The sequence below is a fragment of the Mycobacterium sp. genome (genome assembly GCF_035506235.1).
GTDB lineage: Bacteria > Actinomycetota > Actinomycetes > Mycobacteriales > Mycobacteriaceae > Mycobacterium.
Genome location: NZ_DATJPU010000239.1, coordinates 1 through 10,630 on the forward strand (window position 1 = coordinate 1; position 10,630 = coordinate 10,630).

Consider the following 10,630-nt stretch of genomic DNA (forward strand, 5'->3'; position numbering starts at 1 on the left):
CCGAAGCCATAAACGGACGCCTGGAAGCCTTGCGCCGCAACGCCCTCGGATTCCGCAACCTCACCCACTACCGAATCCGCTCACTACTCCACAGCGGAGCACTCCACCAACTCGTCAATGCACTCTGATTCACGAAGAGCCACTAAATCTAACCTCGATTTTGCATGCGGGGACGCCGAGGAGTGATTCGCCGGTTTCGGCGGGCTTGGGGGGTTGATTATGCGGGCGGGCATGACAAGTCGCCCGGTGTCGCTCCGGTGGGGCGGGCTTTCCTAGGGCGGGTGGGACTTTCGTCTCGTTGGGGCAGGGGTGTCGGGGTTCAGGTGAATGCCGCGCGGATGCGTGTCCAGGCAGTGGCGATCGCTTTGGCCCACCGCCAGGTGGTGTCGATCGCGAGCCGGGTGCGTCGGGCGCTGCGGGTGATGTGGGCGGCGACGTGCAGGACCCGGTAGCGGAAGGTGTCGATTTCGCACCGGGCCAGATCGGGGTGATTGGTGAAGCCGATCAGTTTGGCCCATGCGACCAGATCTGTTGCTGTCATGACGATTTCAAGCCATGCCTTGTTCGCGTCGAACGAGTTGAACGGGAGATTGCGCAGCCCGGTGGTCTTGGCCTCACGGATGCGGTCCTCCGCTCGGGCGTGTTGGCGGTGGCGCAGTTCCAGGCCGGCGAGTTGGCCGGGCACCACCCCGTCGGGGGTGTCGGTGATGAACCCGGTGACCCGGTGCCCGTCGGATTCGGTGAACCGCAGCTGGGCACCCGGATGGGGGCGTTCCTTGCGCAGGATCAGCCGGGTCCCTTCCGGCCATGCCGACAGGTCCACCAGGTCGGTAGCTTCGGCGACCCACGCGCCGTCGCGGATCCCGCCGTCGGCATCGATCGCCGGATACCACGCCGCAGCGGTGTTGAGCACCTCGGTGGCGTCGCGGATGCGGGTGTCGATCGCGGTGCCGAAGGAGAACCCGACACCGGATTTGCGGCAGGCAGCGGCGAAGGCGTAGGTAGCGCCGGCGGAGTCGGAGCGGATCAATATCTTTGGTGCATCCGGGTTTTCAGGGCCCGGCCGGTAGGACCGCGGCAACGACTCCAGCGCCGCACCGAGCACAGTGATGTGATCGGCGGCGGTGTTGCTGCCGGCATTGCCGGGACGCAGCAGCCCGGCCAGAGCTTCCCCGGCGGCGATGTCACGCCGGTCCAAAAACACCAGCAGCGGGTGCATTCCGAAGGTGTGCTTCCAGGTCGCGGCGGCGTTCTCCTTGTTGTCGGAGTGATCGATGGTGATGGTGGCATCGACATCCAAATGCAGCCAGCCATCATGGTCGGGAGCCGCTCCCGCGGCCCAGGCCTGCTCGCGGGCAAAGGCGCGCGCCGCGCGGATCCGCGGCAAATGCGTCCCGTCAATCCGCTCGTCGAGCAGCCGCCACAAGGTGGTTGTCGACGCGACCTGCCCAAACACATGGGACCGGTCACCCCACAACTGGCCGACCCCATCGACGCAATCCGCGCCGTCGGCCACCGCCGCCGCAAGATCGGCGAACACCTCCCCGGGCGCATGGGTCCACGGCCCACGGTAGGTATCTGCCAACGCCCCGGTGACCTGCGATGACAGCCCAGTCAGATCCGCGAGTTCCCGCAACATGCCGACCCCGGCATGTGACACCACACCATGCCCGTCCGCGCTGATGGCCAACCTGGATCGTGCTGCGCTACTCTTCACCTGGAAAGTGCCTTCCCGTTCGGAATCGTGGACCCTAGAGAAGTCTCATTATTCCTTGCAGGACAGGCACTTTCGCCAACCTAAAGCCCGTGTCACACCGAGTTTCACGCAAAATCGAGGGTAACAATCAAACTTAAGAAAAGTAAAGGGCGGATTCTTGAATAATCAAGCTAGGCTGAGATTAATAACTCACGGCACCAGCCGCATTCGCCGAGCAGCGCGGCATTGAGTACGGCCAGTCCGAGCCCTCCCAAATCGAGTGTCCGGCTGTGAAATCCCTTGAGCGACACTCCGTGGTAACGATCTGCTCCCGCAGCCGCTGCCGGATACGTTGTCCGATCGCGTACGACGCCGCCTGCCCCCGGCCAGCCAGGACAGCGGTCCCGTTCGAATTGCAGGATCTCGCGGGGGCGAGGGCGCAATGGGTAGGCAGGAAGTTCCATGCCTGATTGGCGTCCCAGACGCCGCGATTGGGAGCGGTGAGCCCGCAATGTTCTCCGATGTCGATCACCACCCGTGCGGCCCGAAGGCGCTGTGCGTCAAGCATTTCCATCCGCTCGCCTGGATCGTCGAGGTAGCCGAGTTCGGCCATCAACCGTTCGGCATAGAGAGCCCACCCCTCGTTGTACTGGAAACCGAGCACGCCAGGCGCCGCCACCGGTTCAGCTAACCAACCTGCGTCACCGCGCGCCCGATCTGCAGATGATGGCCGGGCAGACCCTCTGATAGGTACGGCGAGAAGACGCGCGGGGCTCCTGAAGCGCTCACATTCCGCAATCCGTGGAGAACTTCAAATCTCGTTACCGAATCCCGCAGGCGCAGGGGGCAGGTCAGCTCGCAAGCTATGAACGCGGACCCTCAACCGCTCGGTTCACCGTATAGCCGATAAGTACGCCACTGCGGAGCGGCGAGAGCCGCGACCAACTTCGATCAGCGGACGAAGGTGCGCCTCGAACGCTGCTGTCTCTTGCTCTGTTAGCACCTCTCGCATGGCGTCGCCTAGGGAGGGGGACCGGGGATTCCACTCCGTCCCGAGGAAAACCTCCCACGTTCGGGGCTGCAGCCGACGCGAGATGTGTAGGCGGTAATCCAGTTTTATCTCCGAGAAACCCGCGGCGACTGCGTATTCGACGAGGTCATGTTCATCGAAGTCGAGCATAGGGTCGGTGCGGGGTGGAATGTACTGGTCGTAGAAAGCACGAAGCTTGGCGGCGATGGGTGCAACTGGCTCAATGTCGTACCCCCAAAAGGTCTCAGGCGGGTCGGGGTAGCCGACCCTGTTCACCGGTTCAAACACGGAGAGCCGACCCCCGACGCGCATAACGCGCGCGCACTCGGTGAAGCAGGCGCGCTTGTCGGCTATGTGGATCAGCAGCGCACAGATGGTCACGACGTCGACGGTCCGATCGGTTATACCCACTAGCCGCTCAGCGGACGTGTGAACGAACGAGCACCGTTGCACGACGCCCAGCTGCTGTGCTCGGGCACGGGCTTCGGCGAGCACGTCTTCCGATATGTCGCAAAGCACTACTTTGCATGTCGGTTCCCGGATCAGCGCCCCGAACGCCACCAATCCGTCTCCGCTCCCTAGGTCCAGCACCACGTCGCCCGGGCCTACCCGCGCACGATCGAGTACGCGGTCCCGCCGCTTCACGAGCTGGCGCTGAAGCGCGACACGGTCTTCCTGGTCGCCAAAGTTAGCCCGGTGCCGCAGCCAGCTCGCCCATCGGTCAATCGGCTCCACTCTGCACCCCGCCACCCGCACGTCTAACATGGCCTTCGTCTCTGAGTTGGCCCGGAGCCGCGAGCTCGTCACAGCGGCTCCTCGTATGGCGAGGTTACGACACTGGGTGAGACAGCGACCGGAGCCCTGGGCGATCGCGCGAAGCGCACAGCCGATGATATGCGGCTGGCCGCCATCGAGTTCGCTGCCAAGAACCTAACCGCTGCCGCTTGGCGGCTCGAGCGTCTGCTCCGCGAACCAGACCTGCCGGAGGCCCGGCAGGCGCAGCTACAGCACGGCCTAGGCGTTGTGATCCTCGAGTCGGGCCGGCTTGTCGACGCAGAGCGCGAGCTTGCCACCGCCGTAGCGCTGTACCGGGCGACAGGTGCTCGCCGCGCGCTGGCGCGCGCCCTTGACGACCTCGGTATGGCCTATGTCTATGAAGGCAGGTTGGCCGCCGCGACGCGTACGCACCGCGAGGCGTTGCGGATCATGGTACGAGCGGGGGATCGTCATGGCATGGCACAGTCCTTTGACCACATGGCCCTCGTCGCGATGAAGCAGCGACGAGTGGCGGCAGCTTTCGTGCTAGCACTGGTGGCATTGGCCCTATATGCGCCCAGCCGCGACCAGGCCCGCACGGCGGATGTACTCGACACGCTCGGGAAGGTATGTGCCGCCACGGGGCGGTTGGAGGGGGCGTCGGCCGCCCACCGCCACGCGCTTCGCCTTCGCCGCCGGGCAGGTGACGATATTGCCACCGCCAAGACCCTTACCAACCTCGGGATCGTGCACCGTCGCTCCGGTGACCCCGTCGTCTCATTGGCCTGCCATGAAGAGGCCATGCAGATCCGGAGCCAATACGGCGACACGGTAGGAATGGCCAACAGCCACAATAACTTGGGCCTCGTCCTCACCGACCTGGGTAAGTGGAAGCGGGCACGCAAACACTTGCGCAAAGCGCTCGCCATCCGGTCCACGCTGGGAGACACGCTCAACGCTGAGCGCAACGTGCGTAACCTGCGCAGGCTTGCGGCGGCAGCCGCGGCGGCACCTGGCGGGAAAAGGAGCACGCGATGAGCACTTCGAAGGCCAGCATCGCCAAGACGTGGACGCGTCAGTTCCGCGCAGCTGTGAAGGCGGACATGCGCGAAGTCCTTTCCTCTGGTACCACGCGGTGTGACGCCTACGACTGGTTTACCGCCGACGTCCACCGCTCGCTTGAGGACTACTGCCTGAGGGGTAGCTCGCTCGGCTACGTCTTCATGCTGGCTGTTGTTCGAGGGCTCATCCCAGGCGAGACGTGGACAAGAGCCATCAGGGTGGCCACTGCACTCGAGCTGCTGACAAAGGGCACCCTGATCGCCGACGACCTAATCGACGAAGACCGCGAGCGCTGGGGCGCGCCGACGTTCCATGTTGAGTACCAGGCGTACGCTGCGGCGCGCAGGTGGCGCCGCAGCGAGCGTGTCGGTAACGCGGTAGCGCTGCTCGCGCAGGCTCTCCTCACCTCGATGGCGCACCTCGTACTCTACGAGGCGGACATATCCGACGGCGTTGCACGCCGGATCGGCAGGTTGGTAGCAGAGGGCCAAAGCCGCCTCGACCTAAGCCAGCTGGTCGACCTCCGCTTCGAGCAGGTCATGCCTACTGTCGAAGAGTGCCGCGCGATGGCCGCCTACCGGGCAGCCACGTACGTCTCGTACTGCTTCGCAGTTGGCGCGGCCTTTGCCGGCGCCGACGCCGTCACCGAGGACGCCCTGGCGCGGGTGGGCAGCCACCTGGGCTTTGCTCACGACATTCGCGCCGACCTTCTCGACACCTTGGGCCCTCAATCGCTTGGCCGGGCATTAGGCCGGGATGTGCGAATGCACAAGAAGCCACTCTTCTTGTGCGCGGCGTTGGCGAACGCCGATGAGGACCAGGCCCAGCGGCTGCGCGCGGTGCTCTCCGCAGCTGAACCACCACTCGCATACGTCCGCAAGGTGGCTGGACGGCTGGGCCTACCAATGGCGATGGCCGAGCTCCGCACGCACGTAGGCGCGGCGCGGGATCTCCTGGGAGCAACGCCCCTTAGCGGGGACGGAGAGGCATTCATGATGGAGATGTTTGACCGTGCTTCTGCACTGCCTTCCCTCGCCGGAGATGCCGAGTCACAACGCTGAGTGTTCGGGGCCTTCCTCCTGGTCGGCCACCTCAGCCGCGCGTACCGGCGGCTTGTAGTCGAGGAAGTGGTCCAGCATCTCCTGGGCTCGTTCGAAATCCTTCCAAGAATAGTTCGAGCGGAACCCAGTGCCGGCGAGGAGCTCCATCATCTCAACGGTGGTAAGCCCGGCTTCATTTGCCGCCTCGCCGAGCGTGACCGACCCTGTCGTGTATCGCGCCGCAGCGCGCAGCCTTTTGGAGTCGTTAGTCCATTCACTCGACACTGCCTGCTTCCTCTCTCACCGCAGCCTGGATACGCTCCAGTGTCTCGGGGTCGTGCCACCCGAGCAAACGCAATCCCTCCAGCGCCCCAATGCCCTCCTCCACCGTGAGCGCGCCCTTTTTTACCATGTGAAAAACAATGTCCGGCGTCGTCACGCACCGGACGCCTACGGAGATGAGCTTGGCCCGCAGTACGTCGTCCTCCACTATGACGAAATCCATCTTCTCCCGCCGGTAAGCGGCGACCAGAGGGGCGATGCGTTCTTCGACGTCGGCCTCGACTCCAGTGCCATCTCGCCTAGCCACCGACTGCAACAGCCCCTCCGAGCGGAGCCGGTCCAGGTTCTCGGGCGACAAATAGCCCTTGGTAGCGAGCTGTGTGAGGCAGGAGTTCTCCGCTCGGTTCAACACCAGCCCCGCCGCGGTCGTCTCGAAGAACCGGTCGAGCAGCCCCAAACGGTCCATGAAATACACGAACGAGCAGCCCATCACCCACCTCGCTTCCGATGGCTCAGCTCACTGACGGACCGGTGTTGTGTCCCGCCCGGGCTCTCATGAGGATCCGGTCCTTCCGGCTCTCCAGGAAGCCAACTACCACCTCGCGTGAATCCCCGCAGTTGCAGGCCTTAAGGTCGCCCTTGCGGTGGAGGGCCTCCAGTGCGCACCCACCGCCATGCAGGGTGGCGACCGGGGTGCACGAGGGGCAGTGGATGGCCGAGATATCCCGCGACATCCAGTTGTGCACCCGGTCGAGGTCTATCTCAAAATGAGGGAAATAGGTGCCCACGGCGGTCCGCTCGTCGCCTACCCCCCGCAGGCACTGGTAGATGGTGCCTTCAGGCCCGAACACAAATGCCTTTCCCTTAGTCGCCGCGCAATAGCTGAAGCGTGGCAGCACGAGGGTGTCCGACCCACTTAGCACCGCTTGCACCATCGAAGTTGTGCGGAACAGCTTCGAGTCATCGAACACCGACAGGTCGTGCGCGTGCCTGGGGTCTTCCCGGAGCGCTAGCCACGACGCTAGAAGCTGATCCTCCCGAGGCAATCCGATTAGACCGAGGCACGTGCTGTCTTCCGTAGGGGCGAGATAAGTGCGGAAGTTGCGAAAGCCTGGCCAGCTGCGCTCGCGAATGAACCTCCCGAGGCCCGGGAGGGTCCGCACGTTGCTGTCGTCCACGTTTGTGCGCAGCTGTACCGGTAGACCCGCTTCCAGCGCAAGCTGCACATTCGCCGAGATGCGCCTAAAGGTGTCACCGTCGTTGCGTAGCGGGCGGCGCCGGTTGTGGACGTCCTCTGGTCCATCCAACGTCACCTGTACGTACTTAAGGAACGAGCGATAGCGCTGAAGGTCGCCGATAAAGGTGTCTAGCAGATAACCATTGGTGATAACGGTGAACCTAAAACCACGGTCCGCGCCCGCGCGCATGACCTCAAGGACAGTGTCACGAGCCGCAGGGACGAGTGGCTCGCCGCCGAGGAAAGTGACGTAAGGACGTTCACGGAGCGCGAGGTTGCGACGGAGGAAGGCCTCCAGTGCCTCCATGCCGTGCAGCAGGTTCGCTGCAGACACCACGGTGTGGTGCGCTGGCGCGGTGAGCTCGCCCTCGTAGCAGTACTTGCACTTGAAGAAACAAAAGTACGTGGGGCAGATGGCGAAGACAGTCGGCTCGCGCTGTTCGAGCACACGAACCTTCTCCCGGAGATCCGAGAATGCGTGCTCCTCCGCCTCGGCTGATTCGAATACGTACCCGCGTCGGCGGAGGTAGGCGATGAGGGGCGCGTCTACCTCGGCCGTCTCCCCATTAGCCACTCGTTCGACGACATCGACTTGATCGTCAGTCAATATGTCTACCGCACCCGAAAGCGTGTTGACGACCACGGTCGCGTTGCCGCCAACACGATGGCGGACGAGGTACTTCGTGAGGTGCATCAGCGCAATCCCAGGACATGTTTCTGGTGCGAGCCGTTAGTGGAGAACAGTGTCGCGCGCTCATCGACGATAAGGGCACGGAACGCCCTTCGTGCCTCGATGAACCGCTCAATCGCACACGCCGGGGACGGATCGCCCCTGTAGTTGACGGCATATAGCAAACCCTCGACGCGCCCGAGCTCGGGTACTGGGTCGGGTACCAGCCCATATGGATTACCTGGCTGCCCCGCGACGACCCCGAGCGGTGAGCGCTTCAATAGCTTGAAGCACTGCACGAGGACGAGCCGAATGTGTTCTGTGTTCCTTTCTACGAAGCCTAGCGTCGACTGGAATTCCTCCTCCGTCTCGGTCGGCAGGCCGGCGATACACGTCAGCTTGGCGCGCACGCCCACTTCGCTCGCCGTGCGCAGTGTCGCCTCGAGCGTCCCCAACGTGATGTTCTTCCGCATCATTCGGAGGAGCCGCTGCGATCCAGACTCGAATCCAAAGAAGATGCCCTTGCAGGGGGTTGGCACCATCGCACGTAGTACGTCAGGCGTGCGAGCGTCGGCGCGCATCGCACCCGACCAGCCGAAGTCGTGCCCGCGTTCCCGCAGGATCCGGCAAAGTTCGACCACGAAATCACGGATGTCGAGGTCCACGAAGTCGAACCGATGTCCTCCGTGGCGTTCGTGGAGCACCTCCATGTCGTCGACGAGTTTTGCTGCCCCTCGGTGCCGGAACGCTGACCAGAACGCATCTTCCTGGCAAAAGAGGCACTTGCCGTGCGGGCAGTTCCTCGACGCCATGATGCTGATCATTTTGTAGTTAGTGAGATCCAGGTCCCGGTAGTCGGGCGGCGGCATATCATCTATAGCCAGCGGTTTAGCTACCTGGTCGAGCACGCGGCGGCTGCGGTTCCGCTCCGATAACGCGCGGAGATACCCGCCCTCGCTCTCGCCGCGGATGACGATGTCGATCCATGGACAGGCGCGCAACGTCTCCTCAGCGTCGATGGTCGCCTGGTACCCACTCAGTACGGTCACGACATCGGGTCGCAGCTGCTTGACCGAGCGGAGAAGCCACAAGCCGATCCCGTAGGACGTGATATGAGTACAACAGCCCAGGTAGTCATAGCCGCCCTCGGCAACCTGGACGCTCATGGCGTCCAACTCTCCGTTTAGCAACGGGAAGAAGCTATCGCTGATGAAGGCTTCCACGAGGCGATCGAGGGCGTCTCCGCGATGGTGAGTTTTGTTGCGCAGGAGCGCAGCCAGGGCCCGCCGAAACTCCTCCGACTCGGTGTCGTAGAACAGCCGCAGAAGATACGTTTCCGCGATCGAGGTGAGGAAGGCAAGCGAGCTTAGGTAGCACTCGGTCTCGAACGAGTTGTCGACTGTGCGGCGGATTGCATCACCAAACGCCTCGACGAGAGGGAGCGTCCGCGGCGCCATATCAAAGGTGCGGACCTCATTCGTCGACCGATACTCAACGAACGACTTTACGTACGCCATCTCCCATGGCGTCCGGAGGTTCCCCCAGATCGGCGGCTGGACCATGGCAAGGCGCATTTACGGCCAGCCAGCTGGACAGCGGCGGGTCAACGCAAAGTCGACGGCGCAGGCCTCGGGCAGCGCCTGCGGATCACCGGGATGGATGCGCATGGCGTCAGCAACGCAGAGCTGCACCGCGCTAACGGTACTCGTCTGGGTCATCGTCCAGCTCAGGATCGTCATCATCGACATCATCGTCACCCTCGACCGGGCAAGCTGTGATGCGGTAGCGACGGACGAAATCGACGTCCGGCAGATTGGACCACAGTCCGTCGTCATTATTCAGTCCCATCGGCAAACGAGGATTGCTCAACGTGGCCCTCTATTCGTTGTCAACGCACATACCTCTAGAGAAAGAAACGCTCGTGAACCCTTGAGAAAGAGTTGTGCCGAATGAGAACTGGCACCACTACGAAGAAGCCACTGCCTTGGCATTCACCGGACTCGACATCGCATTCTCGAGGGATGGTTTCCTCCTGAATGACACTGCAATTCAACCAGCTTGTCAAGGGTATTGACCGGACCCGAGAAACTACTCCATGATCCGTCTCCGCCGGTTGAAGCCGTGGTTATGCGAGTTGACACGCGACATGGGTGGATGTCCAGAGCGTCTCGTACTCTGCCGGGCTGATGTTACCGAGGTAGCTGTGGCGGCGTAAGGTCCAGATCGATGCTGGAGAGCGCCCTGGCATGACGACGAGTGGCATGCCGAGATTCGCTGGCTTAAGCGCGAGGTTGCCGAATTACGAAGGGTCAATGAGGTTTCAAGGCCACGTCGGCGCTGCAGCAGAGCTCGACCGCCCGCGACGAATGATCCTCCTTCACTGGCACCTACCGCGATCAGTTCGGGGTCGAGCTCATCAGAATCATCCGCAGCCGCGGGGTTGATACCCGAGCTCGCCCTATGCCGACATCGGCATAGATAGACGATATCGACATGCTGCCCGTCGGCGAAGACGCCGCCGTACGGGCTCGTCGACGCCTGCTACGAAACCCGTTTCCTAGCCTAGCAGCGTCATCGAATCTGCACCCAGCCGGCTTTGATGAACTGATGCCCAAGACCCTGGCCATCGCCACCGTCGACCGGCTGCTACACCATGCCCATATCTGCGTCACCGAAAGCCAATCGTTCCGGCTCGCTCAAGCCACCACCGGCAAGGCCTGACTTTTATCAGGCTAGCTGCCCAGGGCCGCTGCGCTCCGCCGTGGTTGAGGAAAATTTGCGCGCATGCACCGGTCACGTGGGTGGTCGGTAGCAGTTGTCCGGCGGATCGGACGGGTTGATGCTGGAGAGGTGTTTC

At 63.1% G+C, this 10,630-nt stretch carries 11 protein-coding genes and 1 pseudogene; 4 read left to right on the forward strand and 8 right to left on the reverse strand.

What is annotated here, in order from left to right; all coding sequences use genetic code 11:
- Positions 1–128 (forward strand): transposase (locus tag VMD50_RS29920; protein WP_414686140.1); only part of this gene is annotated, 128 nt, incomplete at its 5' end.
- Positions 129–319: 191 nt separating this feature from the next.
- On the opposite strand, the gene VMD50_RS21805 is transcribed toward VMD50_RS29920, so the two are convergent.
- The 3 genes from VMD50_RS21805 to VMD50_RS21815 form a co-directional block, all read right to left on the reverse strand.
- Entirely contained in the window at positions 320–1,717 is a 1,398-nt protein-coding gene (locus tag VMD50_RS21805) for an IS1380 family transposase (RefSeq protein WP_325430611.1), read from the reverse strand.
- A gap of 181 nt (positions 1,718–1,898) precedes the next feature.
- Positions 1,899–2,375, reverse strand: a complete 477-nt coding sequence (locus tag VMD50_RS21810; protein ID WP_325430613.1) for a DUF885 family protein — start codon at positions 2,373–2,375, stop codon at positions 1,899–1,901.
- Between the two features lie 213 nt (positions 2,376–2,588).
- Positions 2,589–3,533 (reverse strand): class I SAM-dependent methyltransferase, encoded by a 945-nt coding sequence (locus tag VMD50_RS21815; RefSeq protein ID WP_325430615.1) that lies wholly within the window; start codon positions 3,531–3,533, stop codon positions 2,589–2,591.
- A gap of 87 nt (positions 3,534–3,620) precedes the next feature.
- Between VMD50_RS21815 and VMD50_RS21820 the strand changes: the two genes are divergently transcribed.
- Entirely contained in the window at positions 3,621–4,520 is a 900-nt protein-coding gene (locus VMD50_RS21820; RefSeq protein ID WP_325430617.1) for a tetratricopeptide repeat protein, read from the forward strand.
- Entirely contained in the window at positions 4,517–5,605 is a 1,089-nt protein-coding gene (locus VMD50_RS21825) for a polyprenyl synthetase family protein (protein ID WP_325430619.1), read from the forward strand. The genes VMD50_RS21820 and VMD50_RS21825 overlap by 4 nt, the downstream gene beginning before the upstream one ends.
- Here the strand turns inward: VMD50_RS21825 and VMD50_RS21830 are convergent.
- The 5 genes from VMD50_RS21830 to VMD50_RS21850 are packed head-to-tail and all read right to left on the reverse strand — an operon-like array spanning position 5,594 to position 9,521.
- Complete coding sequence (locus tag VMD50_RS21830; RefSeq protein ID WP_325430621.1) at positions 5,594–5,869, reverse strand: UPF0175 family protein; 276 nt, start codon at positions 5,867–5,869, stop codon at positions 5,594–5,596. The genes VMD50_RS21825 and VMD50_RS21830 overlap by 12 nt on opposite strands.
- Complete coding sequence (locus tag VMD50_RS21835) at positions 5,859–6,323, reverse strand: hypothetical protein (protein ID WP_325430623.1); 465 nt, start codon at positions 6,321–6,323, stop codon at positions 5,859–5,861. The genes VMD50_RS21830 and VMD50_RS21835 overlap by 11 nt, the downstream gene beginning before the upstream one ends.
- A gap of 55 nt (positions 6,324–6,378) precedes the next feature.
- On the reverse strand, positions 6,379–7,797 hold the full coding sequence (locus VMD50_RS21840; RefSeq protein ID WP_325430625.1) for a radical SAM protein: 1,419 nt from the start codon (positions 7,795–7,797) through the stop codon (positions 6,379–6,381).
- On the reverse strand, positions 7,797–9,335 hold the full coding sequence (locus VMD50_RS21845) for a B12-binding domain-containing radical SAM protein (protein WP_325430626.1): 1,539 nt from the start codon (positions 9,333–9,335) through the stop codon (positions 7,797–7,799). Before VMD50_RS21845 ends, VMD50_RS21840 begins: the two co-directional genes overlap by 1 nt.
- Before the next feature lie 12 nt (positions 9,336–9,347).
- A complete protein-coding gene (locus tag VMD50_RS21850) occupies positions 9,348–9,521 on the reverse strand; it encodes a hypothetical protein (RefSeq protein WP_325430628.1) in 174 nt (57 codons plus the stop codon).
- A 730-nt stretch (positions 9,522–10,251) separates the two neighbouring features.
- Between VMD50_RS21850 and VMD50_RS29925 the strand changes: the two are divergent.
- Positions 10,252–10,494: pseudogene (locus tag VMD50_RS29925) on the forward strand (ATP-binding protein); the annotation flags it as partial.
- Positions 10,495–10,630: the final 136 nt, after the last annotated feature.

Excerpts from the sequence above, each read along its gene's own strand:
- VMD50_RS21820 (WP_325430617.1), top strand. The coding sequence starts at position 3,621 with ATGCGGCTGGCCGCCATCGAGTTCGCTGCCAAGAACCTAACCGCTGCC.
- VMD50_RS21825 (WP_325430619.1), top strand. The coding sequence starts at position 4,517 with ATGAGCACTTCGAAGGCCAGCATCGCCAAGACGTGGACGCGTCAGTTC.
- VMD50_RS21840 (WP_325430625.1), bottom strand. The coding sequence starts at position 7,797 with ATGCACCTCACGAAGTACCTCGTCCGCCATCGTGTTGGCGGCAACGCG.
- VMD50_RS21845 (WP_325430626.1), bottom strand. The coding sequence starts at position 9,335 with ATGGTCCAGCCGCCGATCTGGGGGAACCTCCGGACGCCATGGGAGATG.
- VMD50_RS21850 (WP_325430628.1), bottom strand. The coding sequence starts at position 9,521 with ATGTCGATGATGACGATCCTGAGCTGGACGATGACCCAGACGAGTACC.